Raw genomic sequence first — 19777 nt, 5'->3', positions numbered from 1 at the left:
AGAAATAGATGCTGGAGCAGACCTGCTTTCTTTGGGGTCGCTCCTTTTTTCTGCTCATAGGAAGGAAGATCAGAAGAGCTATTGTGCAAGGGCAGAGCAGTCTCAAAGAAGTTTCAAGGATTGTGCTTTCAATGAGGGTATGGTAGTGTATAAAGTAAATATGTGTCTGATGAAAGTGAAGTCTGGTGAGATTCCAGCACTGTCGCGCAACGGTTATAGTCCGATCCTTTATCAGAGGTATGCACAGCTCGCGTCAAGCAAAATCAGATTTTTGTAGGATTTGAACTTGGCGTTGCCAGGTTCTTTTTATTTTATGGAAAGAGAGGTGATGCAGAAAAAAGATGCTGATTCTGCGCTCACATACAGACATACAGACATGGAGACATTCATTTGGGATTTCTTATAGGAAACCAGATGAAATCAGAAAATACATACGATGGAATCATGTTATGATACAAAGTGTGTTAAAAATTTAGAAATGGGGAAACGAGATGGTTAATAATAGTACACCTTTATGGACACCAAGAGAAATCAGAAAAAGAGATGGAAGCACAGTTCCTTTCGACTATTTTAAAATAAGAGAAGCCATAGAAAAGGCGAACCGTGAAGTGCCTGAAGAAATGCTTACTGGGGATAAACTGGATTACTTGACAAACCTTGTCGTATCTTCTTTAGATACTGAAGTAATGCCCGAAGTGGAAAAAATTCAGGACCTGGTTGAGCTTATACTGATGCAGGAAGGAGTGTACAGGACCGCGAAGGCGTACACTTTGTATAGAAGCGAGAGAGCAAGCTTACGTGAGAGTCGAGACTATCTCATGGAAAGATTCAAAAAACTATCCTATACAGATGCGGCATCAGATGATGGCAAACGGGAAAATGCCAATGTGGATGGAAATACCGCCATGGGGATGATGCTGAAGTATGGTTCGGAGTCTTCAAAATATTTTATCGACCATTATGTACTGCCCAAAGAAATGGCAAAAGCCCATGAAGAGGGTGATATCCATATTCATGACAAGGATTTCTATCTTCTTACCGAAACCTGCTGTCAGATTGATCTGGATAAACTGTTCAAGGGGGGCTTTTCTACAGGACATGGAGTTTTAAGAGAACCTCAAAGCATTGAAAGCTATGCTGCTCTTGCTTGCATAGCGCTTCAGGCCAATCAGAATGAAATGCACGGCGGACAGTCTATCCCAAATTTTGATAATGCCATGGCCAAGGGGGTAGAAAAGTCATTCCAAAAGATCATGAAAGACCTTAGAGAAGAAAAAGAGCTCTTTCTTGGAAGTTTTGAGGATAAAGGTGCTCTTCCAGAGTTTGAAAGTTATAATGATTTTCACAACTATCTGGCTGGGCTGGAGCAAGCTGGGGATGTATCCTCATTTGAATGGAAATTTCTCAACCTTGCCAGAAGAAAGATCGAACGTTCCACCTATCAGGCTATGCAGTCACTGATTCATAATCTCAATACCATGAACTCCAGAGCGGGAGCACAGGTACCGTTCAGTTCCATCAATTATGGCACTGGAATCACACCGGCAGCAAGACTTGTTATCCGTATGATTCTTCAGGCTACGGAAGATGGGCTTGGAAATGGAGAAACACCAATTTTCCCAGTCCAGATTTTCAAGGTAAAAGAAGGAATCAGCAGTGAAGCCTTGGATCCTAACTATGATCTTTTCCAAAGAGCCATTGAAGTGTCTTCCAAGAGACTCTTCCCGAACTTCAGTTTCTTGGATGCGCCTTTTAATCTCAAGTATTATAGAGAAGGAGACGACAACACTGAAGTATCCTATATGGGGTGCAGAACAAGAGTAATGGGGAATGTTTTTGATCCGGAAAGGGAAGTGACAAAAGGTAGAGGGAATCTCAGTTTTACGTCCATTAATCTGCCCAGAATCGGGATCATGGCAGAAGGATCGTTGGAGAAATTCTATGCACTTCTGGAAGATAGAATGGAACTTTGCTTCAGACAGCTTCGACACCGTTTTGAGATACAGAAAAGAAAGAGAGTGGAGAATTATCCGTTCCTCATGGGAGAAGGTGTCTGGATTGACTCTGAAACCCTTGGTGCAGAAGAAGAAATTGACAGGATTCTCAAGCATGGCACTCTTTCAGTTGGATTTATCGGTCTTGCGGAGACCTTGGTTGCTTTACGTGGAACCCATCATGGAGAAGAGGAGGCATCACAGGATCTTGGTCTTGAGATCATCCGCTTTATGAGAAGTAAGTGTGATGAGAGAGCTTCAAAAGAAAAGCTGAACTACACTCTTCTGGCAACACCTGCTGAAGGTCTTTCAGGAAGATTTGTAAACATCGACCGAAAGAGATTTGGATGTCTTCCTGGAATCACAAATCATGAGTTTTATACAAACTCTTTCCATGTACCAGTATATTTCCCCATTGGGTCCTTAAAGAAGATTTCATTGGAAGCACCGTATCACGAGCTTACCAATGCAGGACATATCACCTATGTGGAGCTGGATGGAAATGCCAGGTTTAATCCTTCTGCTATGGAAATGATCATCAGACATATGAAGAACCAAGGGGTAGGATATGGTTCCATCAACCATCCTTTGGATCGGGACCCGGTTTGTGGATATCAGGGAGTGATTGGCGACAGCTGTCCAAAATGCCATAGAGTAGAAACACTGGAGCTTCCTTTTGAACGAATCAGAAGAATCACCGGGTATCTCGTAGGTACGCTAGACCGTTTCAATGATGCTAAGCGATCGGAAGTGAAGGAAAGAGTGAAACATGTCTGATAGACTATCACAAAATTACCGGTTGAAGACAGATTCAGATGAAAAGATGATCAGAATCTCTGGAATCATTGAGGAGTCCATTGTAGATGGACCGGGCCTTCGGTTTGTAGTTTTTACCCAAGGATGTGTGCACAACTGCAAAGGATGTCATAATCCTGAAACACACAGTGTAGAAGGCGGAAAACTCATTGGTACTTCCGAGATTGTGAATGCATACAAGAACAGTGGAGCAGCCGGCATAACCATATCTGGAGGAGAACCATTTCTGCAGGGAGAAGTCTTGGCTTTTCTTGGAGAGGAGATTCATAAGCTTGGAGGAAATGTGATTACGTATACGGGCTACACCCATGAGGAGCTGTTAAAGCTCCAGATGAAAACTCCTTCCGTGAAGAAACTTCTCCAAGAAACGGATCTTCTTGTAGACGGGCCTTTTATAATGGATGAAAGAACATTAGACAGACCTTTTATTGGCAGCGCCAATCAGAAAATCATATCACTCAGCAAGAAGGGAGACTCCTTGCTGCATCTCATAAGAGCATAAAACTGTACTGTTTACAGAGAGCCCTTCTTCTAAAATCGGAGAAGGGCTTTCCCATTGGAGAGATTTTTTGAATTATCTGTGAATTATCTCCTCTCTTAGGTGAAATATAATATACTAAGAATAGATGGGTTTTGATGAACATCATGACTCCAGGGAACTTTTGAAAGGAATGATTTCATGAGGTTATTTTTTATGGGAAAGCATGGGGGCAGTCACCCAAATGAGATGAAGGATAGAACAAATGGGTTACCCATTGAACAAGCAACGATTCCAAAGCAACTGATCTATCCGATGTCCATGCATATTGGAGCACCCGCAGTACCTGTGGTATCCGTCGGTGACAGAGTGCATATCGGTACCCTTCTTGCGAAAGCTCCGGGGATGATTTCGGCCAATGTGCATGCCTCCGTATCCGGAACAGTCATAGCTATTGAAAAAAGACCGACTTTAAATGGTTTATCAGACTGCGTCGTAGTGGAAAATGACGGTCTTGATACGCTGAGTGCAGAGATTAGAATAGAAGCAGAGCAGATCACAGAGGCTGCACTCATACTGGAAAGAATTCAGAAAGCAGGCATCGTAGGCATGGGTGGAGCTGCTTTTCCAACAGCAGTGAAACTGAATCCTCCCAAAGGCAGTGTCATTGACACGCTGATCATCAATGGAGCAGAATGTGAGCCATATTCCACCTCAGACCACCGGGTGATGCTCGAGTATACAGAAGAGATTATCAAAGGAATTGAGACAGTATCGAATCTTTTCCCGAAACTTCAGAATGTGTATGTAGCCATAGAGGATAACAAAAAAGATGCCATATTAGCGGTTGAGAATGCAGGTGCGCACCTTTCCAATCTACGGGTAGTGCCAATGAAGACCATGTATCCCAGAGGATCTGAAAAGAATCTCATCAAGCTTCTTACAGGTAGAGAGGTAAGGCCTGGCGGGCTTCCTGCGGAAGTCCGATGCGTTGTGATGAATGTTTCATCCGTAAGAGCCTCTTACCGGGCTGCAGCGTTCAAAGAGCCGCTCTATGAACGAGTGGTTTCTGTCTCAGGCACTCCAGTGATAAGTCCAAAGAATCTTCTGGTAAGGATCGGAACGCCAGTGGAGAGCCTTTTGAAGGATTGTGGAGGCTTTATAAAGTCCCCTGAGAAGCTATTAAGTGGAGGGCCAATGATGGGAAGAACCCTCTCAGACCTGCAAATACCTGTGATGAAGGCTATGACTGCCATTACGGCACTCAATGAGAAAGAGTCCAGAATCGGAGAAGAAAGTGACTGCATCAGATGTGCGGAATGCATTCATGTCTGCCCAGTGAACCTTCAGCCCGTACTTATCAGTGAGGCGTACAGACGGGGAGATTTGGAAAAGGCTCGGGCCTTAGGAGCCATGGACTGTATTGAATGTGGTAACTGCACCTATATTTGTCCATCCAAAATTCCTCTGCTGCAGAACATCAGAGATGCCAAGGCGGCCATCCGAACATTGGATGAGAAGAAAAAGGAGGGGGCTTAAGATGGAACTTCTGAAAAAATTGAAACATGGAGCTTCACCTCATATCAGAACGCCAAGAACCACAGCTCAGATTATGACAGAGGTGCTCATTGCCCTGATCTTTCCTGCAGCTGGAGCCATATATTTTTTCGGACCCAAAGTAATCCTGATGATTGCTTTGGGGATGGGAACTTCAGTGCTCAGTGAATATCTTTATCAGAAATGGACCTACAAGAAAATCACCATTCAAGACAGAAGTGCTCTCGTGACAGGTGCTCTTCTTGGTCTAAGCCTTCCGGTCAGCGCTCCATGGTGGAGTGTTGTCGTCGGATCCGTCTTCGCCATCGTCGTGGTAAAGCAGTTTGGTGGAGGAATCGGAAGAAATGTGTTTAATCCGGCTGTAGCAGCGAGAGTCATGCTGAAGGCGTTTTTCTCTCCATGGATTACCAATTGGGTCCTTCCGGGACCTGATGCCGTTTCCTCTGCTACTCCGCTGGAATACATCGGTGGGGGTGTAACCTCCGTACCGGATATGGTTCCAGGTCTCAGGGATCTGTTTTTCGGATTCAATCTTGGGGGAAATGTGGGAGAAACCAGTAAAGCACTGATTCTCTTGGGGATGCTCTATCTGATCTTAAGAAGAATCATCAATCCGAAAATACCCGTGCTCTACATTTTAACCACAACGCTCCTCATGGGAATTTTTTCTTCCTTCAATTTTGAGTTTATGATGTCCCATGCGCTTTCGGGCACCTTGTTCTTCGGTGCTACCTATATGGCGACGGACTACAGCTCAGGGGCTCTGACTCCCGAAGGCAAGACTGTCTTTGCCGTAGGGGCTGGTGTGTTGACAGCGCTTTTCAGGTTCTTTTTCACCTATCCGGGAGGCGTTGGATTTGCAATTCTCATTATGAATGGTCTTGCGCCATTCATTGATCAAAAGTTCATGCCTAGAATTTATGGTCACAAGGAAAGACCGAAAGTGAAGTGGAACAGACAATAAGAAAAAAAGTCCATGGAGTCCCAGTACAGGAGATTCCATGGACTTTTTTTCTGATGAAATAATCCTTTATTTTACCACTATAAATTTATAAAATAAAGCATCAATTTAAAGCTTTACATGGATTTAACATTATGCTATTATGAATTAACAATGAACAGGAAATCGTTATCAGTACTGAGGTACTTATTGCTTCAGTGCTTTTATATGGTTTCAAACAAAAATTAGGGGGTACTATATGAAGAAAATTGCAACACTCATTGCAACCGTTCTGATGGCTACAACAATTGTTGCTTGTGGCGCAAAGAATGAAGGTGAATCAGGCACAGGAACTGAAGCACCAAAGAAAAAAGAGATCACCGTCAGCACTAAGTTTGTAGACGATGAGCAGACCGCCATCTCGCTGAAAAAAGTAGTAGAGGCAGTAAATGAGAGAAGTAACGGTTCTCTGGAACTGAAGCTTTTCACCGGTGGAATTCTTCCAATCGGTAAAGATGGTATGGAGCAGGTTGTCTCCGGTGCAGACTGGATCCTGGTGGATGGTGTAAACTTCCTTGGTGACTACGTGCCAGACTACAATGCTGTAACAGGACCATTCCTGTACACAACATTTGATGAGTATTTTGCTATGACAAAAACTCCACTGGTTCAGGATATGAACAAGAAGCTGGAAGAAGAGCATGGTGCTAAGGTGCTTTCACTGGATTGGGTGTTTGGTTTCAGAAGCATGATGACCAAGAAGCCAATCAAGAGCCCAGAAGACATGAAAGGTCTTAACATCCGCGTTCCCACAAGCCAGCTGTATACTTACACCATCGAAGCTATGGGAGGAAACCCTGTTTCCATGCCATATCCAGATACCTATGCTGCAATTCAGCAGGGTGTTATCGACGGTGTTGAAGGTTCCATCATGACTTACTATGGAACACAGCAGTATGAAAACGTGAAAGAATACTCTCTGACGAACCACCTTCTTGGTGTATCTGCAGTTGTTCTTTCCACAAAGCTTTGGGATGAACTGACCGAAGAACAGAGAACTATTATTTCTGAAGAGTTTGAAAAGGGCATGCAGGACAACCTGGATGAGACAATCAAGGCAGAATCCGAGTTTGCAGAACTTCTGAAAGCTGAAGGCGTGAACTTCCATGAAGTTGATGCGGAAGCATTCCTGAAGGCTGCAGAGCCAGTATACACAAAGTTCCCGCAGTGGACACCTGGCATCTATGAAAAAATCATAGAGGAACTGAACAAGATTAAAGCTGGACAGTAATAGCTGAATAGTAGTTTTCATAGCATTCCTCTGTGATCAGGGGAATGCTATTGAAAATTTTAGGCATTTAAATTTAAGTTTAATAGGAGGATACGATGAAAGGGCATTTACGTAATTTTTTTGTTCATTTTGAACTGATTATTGGTTCAGTTTTCTTAAGCATCACCTCGGTTCTTGTACTTATTAATGTTTTTACCCGATATTTTTTAAGATTTACTTTCAACTGGACGGAAGAAGTAGCGGTTGGAGCATTTGTTTGGGTAATTTTTCTGGGGCTTGCGTCTGCATATAAGACCAAAGGACTTATTGGAATTGAAGTTCTGACCAATCTGGTTCCAGATAAATATCAGCCAATAGTTCTGATGATTACTTCAAGTGTAGTGACAGTATTATCAGGAACTATGTTTTACCTTAGTTTCCTTTACTTTATGAATTCCACAAAGATTACTGCAGCTTTGGAGTTATCTTATAAGTTCATATATGTTGCCATTGTAATTTCGTTCGGATTAATCACCATCTACTCTATTTACTTCCTGGTGCAGAGCATTAGAAAAGTATTCCTGAAGAGGGATGTCAAACTGGAAATTGGTGATCCAGAGGATCAGGGGGTAGAAGAGTAATGGAAGCGTTATTACCGGTTATAGTTCTCTTTGTATTATTTTTCATGAACATTCCTGTTGCGTTTTCGCTGATAGGATCATCACTTTTTTATTTTATTTTCATTAATAACTCAATGCCTACAGAAATGGTGATTCAGCAGTATGTAACAGCAGTTGAATCTTTCCCATATCTGGCAGTGCCTTTCTTTGTCATGATGGGTTCTGTCATGAACTATTCAGGAATATCAGGTGCGATGATGGATTTCGCCAATGTTCTTGTAGGTCATACAAAAGGAGGACTTGCTCAAGTAAATGTTCTGCTTAGTGCGTTCATGGGTGGTATTTCTGGTTCAGCGAACGCAGATGCAGCGATGCAATCTAAAATCCTTGTTCCTGAAATGGTAAAGAAAGGGTTTTCTCTACCATTTTCCGGAGCGATTACCGCAGCATCATCAGCCATCAGCCCAGTTATTCCTCCTGGAACCAATCTGATTCTATATGCGCTGATTGCGAATGTGACCGTAGGAGATATGTTCCTTGCAGCTTATATGCCGGGTATCCTTATGACGATTGCGCTTATGATTGCAGTTCATATCATTTCAGCAAAGCGTAACTATACTCCTCAAAGACAAAAAATGGCTAGTATTGGTGAAATTCTCAGACAGTTTATCAAATCAATCTGGGCCCTTGTTATTCCATTCGTAATTATTATGGGTATGAGAATGGGGATGTTCACACCTACTGAGGCAGGAGCCGTTGCAGTATTCTTCTCAGTGATTGTTGGATTCTTTGTTTATAAAGAGCTTAAGCTGGAGCATATCCCTGTTATTCTTATGGATACTGTAAAAGGTACCGGTGGAGTAATGGCTATTATTGCAAGTGCTAAAGTATTTGGATATTATCTGACATTAGAAAGAATCCCTCAGATGATTACGGAGTTCCTCATGAATATGACGGACAGTCCGATTGTACTTCTTTTGGTTATTAATGCACTTCTTCTGTTTATTGGAATGTTCCTGGAAGGTGGCGCAGCACTTGTAATACTTGCACCACTTCTAGTACCGGCTGTTGTATCCTTTGGGATTGATCCAATTCATTTTGGTATGATTTTTATTGTTAATATCATGATTGGAGGTTTGACACCGCCTTTTGGTTCCATGATGTTTACGGTATGCACCATTGTAGGGCTAAAGCTGGAAGACTTCCTAAAAGAAGTATGGCCATTTATTATTGCACTTATTGCGGTACTGCTCCTTATTACTTACTCTGAAGGAGTTGCACTGTTCACCTATAACTTATTCAATTAAAGGAGAAATGTTTTGCATAGATTAAAAGATAAAGAGACTTTTCTTCTTGATATGGACGGTACGATTTTCCTGGGAAATGAACTGATAGACGGTGCTCTGGATTTTCTTGAGACCATCAAGGAGAAGGGAAAGAGATATATTTTTCTCACGAACAACTCGTCGAAAAATAAACTCTCGTATGTGGAAAAATTAGGTAGGCTTGGAATTCATGCGGACAAGGAAGACATCTTCACATCAGGGGAAGCCACTACAAGATACCTCAAGAGAAAGAAGGAAGGTGCCAGAATCTATTTGCTGGGGACGCCTGCTCTGGAAGAGGAATTTGAGATGGAAGGCTTTCAGCTGGTGAAAGAAAGACACCAGGAAGTGGATTATGTGGTGCTTGGATTCGATACAACGCTCACCTATGAAAAGCTTTGGGGAGCATGCGAGTATATTGCGGCTGGAGTAGAGTATATTGCGACTCACCCTGACTTCAACTGTCCGTTGCCAAACGATGCTTTTATGCCGGATGCGGGCGCTATGGCAGCTCTTATTGAAGCATCCACTGGGAAAAAGCCTAAGGTTATTGGAAAGCCCAATAAAGAGGTAGTGGAAAGCATTGCAGACAAATATGGTCTTGATAAATCTGGAATGGTCATGGTGGGTGACCGCCTCTATACAGATGTTCAAACTGGAATCAATGCAGGCATAACGGCTGTGGTTGTTTTCTCTGGAGAGACCAAAACTGAAGATTATGAAGCCAGTCCAATTCGAGCTGATTTTTCTTTTCCATCAGTGAAATATATGATACAAGATCTTTAATACACTGAGGAGGTCTCCTTATGAAGATAGGGAGACCTTCTATATAAACCAGAATGTAAAGGTTTAGATGAACTGAACCAGAGATAAAATACGAGCAGGAGGTGATTGAGATAGATTATAGAGAAGTGCTTTTCAGGCTTGGAATCGCAGTTTTCGCAGGAGGGCTCATTGGATATGAGAGAGAGTATAAAAACCGTCCAGCGGGCTTCAGGACCCATATACTGGTATGTATTGGCGCTTGCGTTATTGCGCTGATTCAGGCAACCATGAATGAAGAGATCATTCAGAGGGTTCTACAAGACAGCAGGCTCCAGGACATTCTTAGAGCGGATTATGGAAGACTTTCTGCACAAGTGATCAGTGGAATCGGTTTTCTTGGAGCGGGCACAATCATACATACCAAAGGATCCATTAAAGGGCTGACTACAGCAGCAACACTCTGGCTGGTAGCTTGTCTGGGTCTAGCCATCGGTTACGGATATTACATCATCAGCATGGCAGCCCTTGTAATCTGTGTCATTGTGCTGATCTCCCTGAAGAAAATTCAGGACAGACTGTTTCATAGTGGAAAAAACATCAAGCTTGAAGTGGAGTTCACTAAGAAATCAAAGACCATTGAGTTTATAGACACCTATTTTGATACGAAGAACATACACGTCATCGATATGGATTTTATTAGAGGTTCTGGCGAAGGCGTGAAAGGGTGTATATATACACTGAATTTACCAAAGTCTCTCGATATACTCAAAGTAATGCGGGATTTGTCCTATAATGACAGTATATTGGAAATACGAAAGGTCACAGAGGATTAGTCTCTTCTGATCATAAAAGGTAATACCAGCAGTCCAGACAATACAAAAAGATGAGATCAAACAGGAACCAGTTTCAAAGGAGTAGCTTTTAAACTGGTTCTTGTTTTTCAGTTCAAAAAGTATGAAGTTCATGAAGATAATCTGATGAAAAAGTGAAAATAACCTGGAAGTCATAGATTTTCCCCTAGAGTTACGATAGAATAGAACAGAAATCAGATACCATTTGATTGCACAGTGCCATATGGAGTTGTGGCCAGAAGACAGGATAGGAGAGGTAACGAATGGAACAAGCAAGCAAGAACGTGAAAGAAGCGCAAGTCGCATTAGAAGAAAATAATATTTCAAAAGCAAGGGATATACTAGAAGGCAGCCTATTGGTAAATCCAGAAGATACTGAAACGATGAACCTTTTGGGATACTGTGAGTATCTTTTCTGTAACTTTGATAAAGCAAAATATTACTGGAATAAAAGTATTTCTGTGAAAGCACGAGACAATAAGGCTGTGGAGTACTTACTGAAATATAAGGCAGATACTGCCCAGGATTTTCAAAAACTCTATAAAGAAGCCATCCGTGCAGAAGATCAAGGCGATTACACAAGAGCCATCAGCGTGTTTAAGGATCTTTTCGAACGGGAACCTGAAATGGTTGGGCTTCTCCTTCATATGGGGCATTGCCATTTTCTGAATGGCAGCCTGGATGATGCCAGAGAATATATGAATCAGGCATTACTGCTTGACAGCAGCAATGAGAAGGCTTTGAGATATCTGGATGAGCTGTCGGTGTTATCTGTGAAAAAAAGAAAGAATCCTGGAAAATCCTTGGCCTCATTCCTCATTCTTCTCGTTTTTCTTGGTGTAGCTGGATATAGTTTATCCAGAGCACTGGATTTCAGTGCACCCAAGGAGCCGGGTGAAGAAGTGGCGAAAGAGGAAGAACCTTCTGTAGTAGAGCCAGAGGAGAATCCAGAGCCTGAAGCACCTGTTGAAACGCCAATAGAGACACCAGTAGAGACACCAGTAGAACCACCCGTAGTGGAAGAGCCTGAGGAGGAACCACCTGTCACTGAAGAACCTGGACCGGTGACTCCAGGCAGAGTCTTCTCAGAGGATGAGGTTGCAGTGCACGATGAAGCGCTTTCTGACTTTAGAGCAGGCAATTATGACAGAGCTGCGGAAGCATTTCACCATATTCTGAACAATGGAGAGATCCCTGAGTATAAGTCTGAAGCTGTGTTTTATCTTGCCAATACATATCAGAGGCAGGAAAAGACGGAGGAGGCTAAGAAGTGGTATGAAGAGTATCTGACAAGATTCCCGGACGGTGTGTATTTTGAAGAAGTGCTTTATACCTATGGACTGTACCTGTTTGATCTTGGAGAACTGGAGAACGCGAAGAAAGTCCTCCAGAGGATTCCCAATGAAAGACCCAATAGTATGTATAACAATTCAAGAGTACGTGCAATCCTCTCAGAGTCTTGAACCAACAAAAGTATGTAGCCGCATAGAAAAGCTCCTGGTAATGAAACCAGGAGCTTTTCTGTGTTGAGATTCAGCTGGCCAGCTGGTCAGAAATAACCTTGTTACGTCCGCCTGATTTTGCCCTGTAAAGAAGCTGATCGGCAAGCTCCAGGGCTTCCTGTCTATGGGTGGCAGCCTGAGGAGAGATAAAAAGGGCACCAATGCTCAAGGTCACCGAGATCATCTGGCCCTTATAGTTAAACTGCATGTCATGGACTCTTTTACGGATGCTCTCAGCAAACAGCGACGTCTCCATCAAGGAGTCTGACTTTGAGACGATGACAAATTCCTCACCACCATATCTGGCAGCGCAGTCTTCTTTCCGAGTCTGTTCCTGAAGAATCTTACCAAACTGACGAAGCAGTTCATCTCCACAGAGATGTCCATAGGTATCATTGATCCGCTTGAAATGATCCAAATCCAGCAGCAGGATGGACATGCCGTGGCCTTTCTTCACTCTGCTTTCACAAAGCTCGAGAAGAAAGTGGTCGAAGGATGTCCGGTTCATCAAACCCGTCAGATAATCTTTCATGGCCAGATCGGTGAGGGTCTGGTGAGCCTTTTTTGTGATGGTGATGTAGTAATTAGCGGAGTTTGCGACACCGGCCACATTGAGCAGAATATTCACCGAATGCAAAAAGAAAACCCAAAAGTAGTTCAACTCGACTGGAGGAGAAACCTGATAACTCATCCTAAATGAAAGGATAAAAATGGAAACCAGAAGTATTGTTCCAGCTGCTTTCTGCCATGGTTTCCAGTTGGTGAACATCACAAGTCCTGAGAGATTAAGATAAAAATACTGGAATCCGGTACGGAGACCGAACTCATGAATCTGGAGAAATGCGGTAAAGGCTACCATGGTGATGAAAATGAGAGAACTCAGGGCGTACTGTTCCTTACGGTTGAGCTTGATGGACATATAAGAAACTGCCAGGAGCAGAACGTTTGCGAATGCAACTCTATAGGTCTGCAGGACAAAAAAATAGATGAAAACCAGGATGGCGCCAATAATGATTGTGTTCACATAAACTAAGTTTGCCTGGTTCTGATATTGCTGCTTTTCATAAGTTTCTTTCAGTTTGGAGCTTTCCATGATCCACTTCCCGCTTTAGATTTAAGAGGCTTATTTTACATTTACCCTCTATTTTTATGCTACTCGTAATAGTTTGTCAATATAATTTTTGTTCTGATGCAAGTTTCCTACTTAATTGTCCAAAATCATTGCTTTCTGTGAAGTTGTGTTTTTTATTTCATATTGGATTTCATTCAATTAATGGAGAAGCATATCAGCATCAGAGAAGTCGTCATATTGGACAAGATGTTCTTTATATCGAGTTGTACATGATGTTTAGTGATTTCAATAATAATTCAGCAAACTATACATAAATTCAAGAAGAATGGCGAAAAAATGAATTTGTCTATAAATCTTATGTAGTGTTAAACTAAAAGAATAGAAAACAGATAGAGAAAATTATTTGCTTTTGTTGAGAAATATGAAATACTACCAAAAATACTCAGAATATTCAGCTTTGAATTAAAGGGGTGCTGTAAGGAAGATCTCATTCACAGACATTTTGAAGAGCCTATAAAGACGAGCTGAAGCAAACAAAGAACAAACGTAAAATACAACTGATTTTTGGTGTTTTCAGATGGCTTTCCAATGCCAATTTTACCGAAGACACACTTTTTACAAGAACCACAGAAATGGAGATCTGATAAACATCATGAATCAACAGAAGAAACCAAAGCGCGGGAAAGTAAGACTTTCAAGGAAATAGGAATGTCTGAAACAACGAAACAAAATAAGAAAGGAGAAGCTGCTCGACAAAATATCTATGAACAAGTAGTCAAAGTACAGAAACTGCATCAGTCAGAGTTATAGTGTTCAAGTCTGCGTGTATCTAAGAGATGCAATGGCGTACAGACCAGGAGATTCTTACTGATGGAAGTGTGTACTCAAGGCTATTTGGGGAGTTTCACCCTGGGAGTGTTCTATAAGTTTATTAAATAAGTGGAGTGTATTATTTGCACTCACGAAGACAGACACGCTAAACTGGGAAAGTCTTATCATGGGTAGAGATGTCCATATTTTGAGCAGCAGGAGATCTAGTGTTCAAAAAAGCTTATCTCATTGCTACTGTACTCATCAGTATAATTATAATTTCACTTTTCTTCACAGAGAATGGACGAGCATCTGAAAAAATAGCCCTGAGTGAAGAAGAAGAAACATTTATTGAGGAGCATCCTATCATTGAAATTGGGATAGATCCCCTGTTTGTTCCTTTCGAGTTTCTTGATCGGGATGGCGAATATAAGGGAATCACTGCAGATTATCTGGCTCTTTTGGAAGCTCGGACTGGGCTGACATTTAAAGTGCGGAAAAATCTGACATGGCCTGAAACCTATGAAAAGGCATTGTCTCATGAGATACCTATGTTATCAGCCATATCTCGTACTAAGGACCGTGAGCAGTACTTCATTTTTTCTAAAGCCTACTACCATTTCAAACGAGTGATCGTGACAAGAACGGATGAAAAGGGCATACAAGGAATTGAAGATCTCTCGGGCTCTTTGGTAGCGGTTCAGAAAGGAAGTTCACATCACAGCTATCTGTTAGGATTTCCAAATATAAATCTGAGTCTTTACGACTCTGTGGAGGATGCGCTCACTGCAGTGGCGAATGGAACTGAAGCCGCCTTTGTGGGCAATCTGGCAACCACCAACTATCTGATACAGAATTCTGCGCTGACCAATCTTAAGTTTACTGCTTTTGAAGCGGATAAAAATCTGGGCATCCATTTTGCAGTCAGAAAAGACTGGCCAGTGCTCATTGGCATATTGAATAAAGCACTGGATACCATTACGGACGAGGAGCGCATGGAGATCGCTTCAAGATGGATTTCCGTCTCCAGTGAACCGGACTTTGGTCCGTTCCTTCGAATCATAGCCCTCATCGGAGCAATAGCACTGATGATTCTTGGGGTATCCTTTTACTGGATCCTTAAGCTGAAAAGAGAAGTGAAGTACAGGGAAGAGACACAGCTGGAACTGGAGGCGGCAAAGATGGAGGCCGAGGAGGCAAATGATTTCAAATCCAGTTTTCTTGCGCGGATGTCCCATGAAGTCCGAACTCCTCTGAACGCGATTGTCGGTATGTCCTATCTTCTGCGAAAGACCGAAATTACATTGACCCAAAGAACCTATATTGATCGGATCACTCAGGCATCCAATAATATGCTCAGCATCATCAATGACATACTGGATTATGCCAAAATCGAAAAAGGAAAAGTTGAACTGGAAATCACTTCCTTCAGCTTAGATCAGGTGATCCAGAATGTGATCAGTATCGTGTCTTACAAGATTGATGAACAAGGGATAGGACTGAGACTGATCAAAGATTCCAAGGTGCCCAACTGGTTTTTGGGAGATGGAAAAAGATTGGAGCAGATTCTCTTAAACCTAATGAACAACGCTTCAAAGTTCACCCAAAAAGGTGAAGTTCTTCTGGAAATAAGGCTTTTGGCAAGGGAGGGATCGAAGTACCATCTTTGTTTCACTGTCGAAGACACGGGGATTGGCATGAATGACACCCAGATCAGCAGGCTCTTTGTGCCTTTTACTCAGGCAGATTCCACCATAACCAGGAGGTTTGGTGGATCTGGATTAGGACTTTCCATTGTTAAACATCTGGTTGAACTGATGCATGGAACCATTGAAGTGTACAGTACAGAAAATGAAGGTTCAACATTTTCAGTGAAAATCACTTTACCTGTGGATGAAGGGCGTCAGGATCAGTATTCCAGGAGACTCTCTTCCAGTCAGTTCAAAGACATCCGAACTTTGGTTCTTGAAAAAAATGGAGCAAGCATGAATCTCATCGAAAGCTACTTGAGATCATTCGGTATGCAGTGCGAACTGACAACCTCTGAAAAGAGTGCCCTGAGTATTCTGGAAAACGGTGCAAAACCCTTTGCAGGGCAGATTCATTTGCTGATTCTGGATTATGATGCACCCAAAAACGGCGGGCTTCAGTTTGCGAAAGAAATCTATGAAAACTCGAGAATAACCGTAAAGCCTAAGATTCTTCTACTTGTGCCCATGATGAGGGAAGAACTCTTTGATGAAGTGAAAAACTATCCAGTGCATCTCGCAATAGGAAAACCCATTATACCCTCTGTGCTTCTGGATGGTATCGTAGATCTTTTTGAAGCGAAAGCCACCACAGGAATACATGAAGAGGTGCAGCTCTACCAGGGGAAAGAAGGGATGAAAATGCGAAAATCAGTGCTTCTCGTGGAAGACAACAAAACCAATCAGCTCATTGCAAAATCTCTTCTCTCAAGAATTGGGGTTGACACCATTGTGGCATCCGATGGTCTGCAAGGGGTGGATCTGTTCAAAGAGCATCAGAAGGCCATTGGGCTGGTTCTCATGGACCTGCACATGCCGGTAATGAATGGATTTGAATCTGCAGAAATCATCCGAGCTCTTGATAAGGAAGTGCCTATTGTTGCGATGACTGCTGATGTGGTTCTTGGCGTTAAAGAGAAATGCAAAAAGCATGGGATGAATCATTTCATCAGCAAGCCTTTTGACCCAGATGATTTTATCCGCCAAGTAGCTGCCTTTTTAGATGAGACGGAAGGCTCTTTCAAAAGAAACATGCTTCTGGATGTTCCATCAGGTCTGAAAAGCATGGGCGGGAACGAACTGCTGTATTTGGAAGTGCTACGGGAGTACCTGAAAGAAAATCAGGAATTTCTCTCTGAACTGGATAGAGTGATAAAGAGCAGAGCATATGAAGAGGCGGAGCATCTCATTCATAAACTGAAAAGCAGCTCAGGCAGTATTGGTGCAAAAGAAATATATGACTATTGTGTGAAATTTCAAAAAGTATTGCAAGACGGTAAAGATATAGATATTCTTATGTATAAGAGTGATTTTACAGGTCTTTTTCAAAGACTTCTTGTGGAAATCCAATACTATGTTGAAAAATAACGCGTCCAAGAGGAGATAAGAGAATGACAACAAGAATACTAGTGGTTGATGATTCTTCGGCAGATCGACTGATGATAAAGTCAATGCTCGGTCATTATACAGTTCAAACAGCTTCCAACGGACAGGAGGGGCTTGCGCTTTTAGAGGCTGAAGGACCTTTTGATATGGTCATCCTGGACATCAATATGCCGGTGATGAATGGGTTCGAGTTTTTAGAAATCATAAAACAGAAGGGACTTCTAAGAAATCTAAGAGTCATGATCCTGACAAACTATGATGAGAACGATAATGAAATCAGAGGTCTTCAGATGGGGGCTGTGGACTATATCAGAAAACCCATCCAGCTGGAATCTCTCATTGCGAGAATCGAAATCCATACAGAACTGCTTCGGATGCAGAAATTACTGGAGGAAGAGTTCTCCAAGCAGACTCAGACCTATAATAAGATCTACCAGCAGGCACCCATAGGGATTGCAGTGTCTTTCAACAGGGAACCATGCACAGAAGATGAAAATCCCTATATTAACATCAATCCTGTATATGAGGAGATCACAGGATACAGCAGTGAGATGCTCCGGAGGATCGGATGGGAGACTTTAACGCACCCGGATGATATTTCTGAGAACCTTCATTATTATGAGAGGATGGTTTTAGGGGAGATCGAAGGGTACACCATGGATAAGAGATTTCTAAGGCCGGATGGCACTTATGTATGGGTGAACATGGTGGTTTCCAAGATTGATCTTCATGCAAACCATAAGTACAATCATGTTTCAATGATTCAAGACATCACATTACGAAAAGAAGCAGAGCAGAGGCTTATGGAGAGCGAACGCAGCAAATCTGTCCTGCTTTCCCATTTGCCAGGACTTGCCTACCGGTGTAAATATGATGAGAACTGGACCATGGAGTTTGTCTCAGATGGTGCGAAGGAGCTGACGGGATATGATCCGGAGGAGCTTCTCCATAATCAGGCCATCCCTTTTGAAGATATTATTGGTGTAGAATACCGGAATACACTGCGTAAAGCATGGAGTGAACTTCTTCCGTTACGTCAGACATTAAATGCAGAGTATGAAATCGTCAGAAAAGACGGAAGCAGAATATGGGTTCTTGAGAAAGGTCAAGGGATCTTCAATGGGGAAGGCGAACTGGAAGCTCTGGAAGGTATTATTCTGGATGTGACAGAGAAAAAGAGAATGGAGGAGAATCTGAAGTTTCAGATGGCCCATGACAGCTGGACTGGCATAAGGAACCAGTATTCATTGGATAAAGTTCTTACAGGTGAGCTGAATCGTCATGATGGATCTTCAAAAGCCCTTATGGCGGTGAATCTCAGCTATCTTCACGTTGTCACGCTGATATATGGATATCATTATACGCAGGACCTGATCAAGAAGATTGCGGATACATTACTTCTTTACTGCAGCTCGGATAAGTCGCTGTATAAATTTCAGGATAACCAGTTTGTTTTCTACTTTCATGAGGTTTCCTCAAAAGAGGATATTTTGCAGTTTGCGAAAGATCTTCATGAAAGCCTTGAAAATCTCCTTCTACTTGAAAGAATCAATCTTGGATTTGGTGTGGTGGAGTTCAAAAGTCACCAGAATGCGGATGGCGACAGACTGCTGAAGAGCATGCTCATTGCCTCCGAGAAAGGATTGGAAAATCAGGAGCAGCTGCCCATCAGTTTTTTTGACGAGGAAATGGAAGCGGGTCTCGTACGAGAAGAAGAGATCAAGAAAGAACTGGTGCAGATCACTGATCATATAAATCCGGAAAGACTGAGTCTTCATTATCAGCCCATCCTGAACATCAAAGATCATACCATTGTTGGGTTTGAAGCATTGGCCAGATTAGACAGTATTTATTTAGGAAAGGTTTCTCCTGTTGAGTTCATCGCAGTTGCAGAGAAATCAAAGCTTATTATTCCTATAGGTGAACGTATCATTGATATGGCGCTGAGGTTTATCAAGAGGCTTTATCATCAAGGCTTCACAACCTACTGGGTATCCATCAATATTTCTCCGATCCAGCTTTTGAAGGAAGACTTCTGCGCTTATCTGCTCAATGCGATGAGTTTGTATCAGGTTTCACCTGAGTCTATCCATATTGAAATTACGGAGACTGTTTTCTCATCAGATTATGATGACATCAATAGGACTTTGGGAGTTTTGAAAGCTCATGGTATCCATATATCCATTGATGATTTTGGGACCGGATACTCGTCTCTATCAAGGGAGAGAGAACTCAATATCAACTGTTTGAAGATTGATAAGTCCTTCATTGACAAACTAACGGAAAAAGAGGAGAACTCTGCCATCACTGGAGATATTATTGTCATGGCCCACAGGTTAGGGCATACTGTCATAGCGGAGGGCGTAGAAAACGAAAAGCAGCTGAATTATTTGAAGTCACATCAATGCGATTTGGTACAGGGATATTATTTTTACAAGCCAATAGAAGAAGATAAGATATTTGATGTGCTTCTCTAGAAAGCAACATGTCAATGAGACGAAAAGGTGAAAGTGAAAGAACACGCTCTTTCAATGCATGGCATCGAGTCACAGTAAAAAAGATGAAGGAGACGGTTTGAATCCAACAGATGGGACCTGAGCATCAGGCGAGAGCAAGAAAAAAGGTACACCGGAATAGGAGCAT

At 42.3% G+C, this 19777-nt stretch carries 14 protein-coding genes and 1 riboswitch; of the genes, 13 read left to right on the top strand and 1 reads right to left on the bottom strand.

The features are described 5' to 3' along the window. The first annotated feature begins 166 nt into the window (after positions 1 to 166). A riboswitch (adenosylcobalamin-variant (AdoCbl-variant) riboswitch) is annotated at positions 167 to 235 on the top strand. A gap of 256 nt (positions 236 to 491) precedes the next feature. The 10 genes from BM243_RS04155 to BM243_RS04110 all read left to right on the top strand — a co-directional run bounded on the left by BM243_RS04155 (position 492) and on the right by BM243_RS04110 (position 12079). After that, on the top strand, positions 492 to 2771 hold the full coding sequence (locus BM243_RS04155; RefSeq protein ID WP_074910711.1) for an anaerobic ribonucleoside triphosphate reductase: 2280 nt from the start codon (positions 492 to 494) through the stop codon (positions 2769 to 2771). Then, entirely contained in the window at positions 2764 to 3312 is a 549-nt protein-coding gene (locus BM243_RS04150; RefSeq protein WP_207646160.1) for a 4Fe-4S single cluster domain-containing protein, read from the top strand. The genes BM243_RS04155 and BM243_RS04150 overlap by 8 nt, the downstream gene beginning before the upstream one ends. 192 nt (positions 3313 to 3504) lie before the next feature. Then, positions 3505 to 4827, top strand: a complete 1323-nt coding sequence (gene rsxC, locus BM243_RS04145; protein ID WP_207646159.1) for an electron transport complex subunit RsxC — start codon at positions 3505 to 3507, stop codon at positions 4825 to 4827. A gap of 1 nt (position 4828) precedes the next feature. After that, on the top strand, positions 4829 to 5809 hold the full coding sequence (locus BM243_RS04140) for an RnfABCDGE type electron transport complex subunit D (RefSeq protein WP_074910703.1): 981 nt from the start codon (positions 4829 to 4831) through the stop codon (positions 5807 to 5809). 235 nt (positions 5810 to 6044) lie between these two features. Next, positions 6045 to 7076: a C4-dicarboxylate TRAP transporter substrate-binding protein gene (locus tag BM243_RS04135; RefSeq protein ID WP_074910700.1), complete on the top strand. Its 1032-nt coding sequence runs from the start codon at positions 6045 to 6047 to the stop codon at positions 7074 to 7076. Positions 7077 to 7171: 95 nt separating this feature from the next. Continuing rightward, on the top strand, positions 7172 to 7696 hold the full coding sequence (locus tag BM243_RS04130) for a TRAP transporter small permease (RefSeq protein ID WP_074910697.1): 525 nt from the start codon (positions 7172 to 7174) through the stop codon (positions 7694 to 7696). Then, positions 7696 to 8982, top strand: coding sequence for a TRAP transporter large permease (locus BM243_RS04125; RefSeq protein WP_074910694.1), 1287 nt, complete (start codon positions 7696 to 7698; stop codon positions 8980 to 8982). Before BM243_RS04130 ends, BM243_RS04125 begins: the two co-directional genes overlap by 1 nt. Before the next feature lie 12 nt (positions 8983 to 8994). Continuing rightward, complete coding sequence (locus tag BM243_RS04120; protein ID WP_074910691.1) at positions 8995 to 9786, top strand: HAD-IIA family hydrolase; 792 nt, start codon at positions 8995 to 8997, stop codon at positions 9784 to 9786. A gap of 101 nt (positions 9787 to 9887) precedes the next feature. Beyond that, positions 9888 to 10598 carry an MgtC/SapB family protein gene (locus BM243_RS04115; RefSeq protein ID WP_177213453.1) on the top strand — a complete coding sequence of 237 codons (711 nt, stop codon included), beginning with the start codon at positions 9888 to 9890 and terminating at the stop codon, positions 10596 to 10598. Positions 10599 to 10879: 281 nt separating this feature from the next. Next, entirely contained in the window at positions 10880 to 12079 is a 1200-nt protein-coding gene (locus BM243_RS04110) for a tetratricopeptide repeat protein (protein ID WP_074910689.1), read from the top strand. A gap of 70 nt (positions 12080 to 12149) precedes the next feature. Here BM243_RS04110 and BM243_RS04105 read toward each other — a convergent pair whose 3' ends face one another. Next, complete coding sequence (locus BM243_RS04105; RefSeq protein WP_074910686.1) at positions 12150 to 13211, bottom strand: GGDEF domain-containing protein; 1062 nt, start codon at positions 13209 to 13211, stop codon at positions 12150 to 12152. 567 nt (positions 13212 to 13778) lie between these two features. On the opposite strand from BM243_RS04105, the gene BM243_RS15205 reads away from it, so the two are divergent. The 3 genes from BM243_RS15205 (at position 13779) to BM243_RS04090 (ending at position 19611) form a co-directional block, all read left to right on the top strand. Then, positions 13779 to 14000 (top strand): hypothetical protein, encoded by a 222-nt coding sequence (locus tag BM243_RS15205; RefSeq protein ID WP_074910683.1) that lies wholly within the window; start codon positions 13779 to 13781, stop codon positions 13998 to 14000. A gap of 227 nt (positions 14001 to 14227) precedes the next feature. Next, the gene (locus BM243_RS04095) at positions 14228 to 17116 is read left to right on the top strand and encodes a response regulator (protein WP_074910680.1); all 2889 of its coding nucleotides are present in this window, start codon (positions 14228 to 14230) and stop codon (positions 17114 to 17116) included. Positions 17117 to 17139: 23 nt separating this feature from the next. Further along, positions 17140 to 19611 (top strand): EAL domain-containing protein, encoded by a 2472-nt coding sequence (locus BM243_RS04090; RefSeq protein WP_074910675.1) that lies wholly within the window; start codon positions 17140 to 17142, stop codon positions 19609 to 19611. Positions 19612 to 19777: the final 166 nt, after the last annotated feature.

It is taken from the genome of Proteiniclasticum ruminis (assembly GCF_900115135.1).
GTDB lineage: Bacteria > Bacillota > Clostridia > Clostridiales > Clostridiaceae > Proteiniclasticum > Proteiniclasticum ruminis_A.
This window is presented reverse-complemented; position numbering and strand designations above follow the sequence as displayed.

Bases quoted from the DNA above. Each gene is read 5' to 3' on its own strand.
- BM243_RS04155 (WP_074910711.1), top strand. From the start codon at position 492: ATGGTTAATAATAGTACACCTTTATGGACACCAAGAGAAATCAGAAAA.
- BM243_RS04150 (WP_207646160.1), top strand. From the start codon at position 2,764: ATGTCTGATAGACTATCACAAAATTACCGGTTGAAGACAGATTCAGAT.
- rsxC (WP_207646159.1), top strand. From the start codon at position 3,505: ATGGGAAAGCATGGGGGCAGTCACCCAAATGAGATGAAGGATAGAACA.
- BM243_RS04140 (WP_074910703.1), top strand. From the start codon at position 4,829: ATGGAACTTCTGAAAAAATTGAAACATGGAGCTTCACCTCATATCAGA.
- BM243_RS04135 (WP_074910700.1), top strand. From the start codon at position 6,045: ATGAAGAAAATTGCAACACTCATTGCAACCGTTCTGATGGCTACAACA.
- BM243_RS04130 (WP_074910697.1), top strand. From the start codon at position 7,172: ATGAAAGGGCATTTACGTAATTTTTTTGTTCATTTTGAACTGATTATT.
- BM243_RS04125 (WP_074910694.1), top strand. From the start codon at position 7,696: ATGGAAGCGTTATTACCGGTTATAGTTCTCTTTGTATTATTTTTCATG.
- BM243_RS04110 (WP_074910689.1), top strand. From the start codon at position 10,880: ATGGAACAAGCAAGCAAGAACGTGAAAGAAGCGCAAGTCGCATTAGAA.
- BM243_RS04105 (WP_074910686.1), bottom strand. From the start codon at position 13,211: ATGGAAAGCTCCAAACTGAAAGAAACTTATGAAAAGCAGCAATATCAG.
- BM243_RS15205 (WP_074910683.1), top strand. From the start codon at position 13,779: ATGCCAATTTTACCGAAGACACACTTTTTACAAGAACCACAGAAATGG.
- BM243_RS04090 (WP_074910675.1), top strand. From the start codon at position 17,140: ATGACAACAAGAATACTAGTGGTTGATGATTCTTCGGCAGATCGACTG.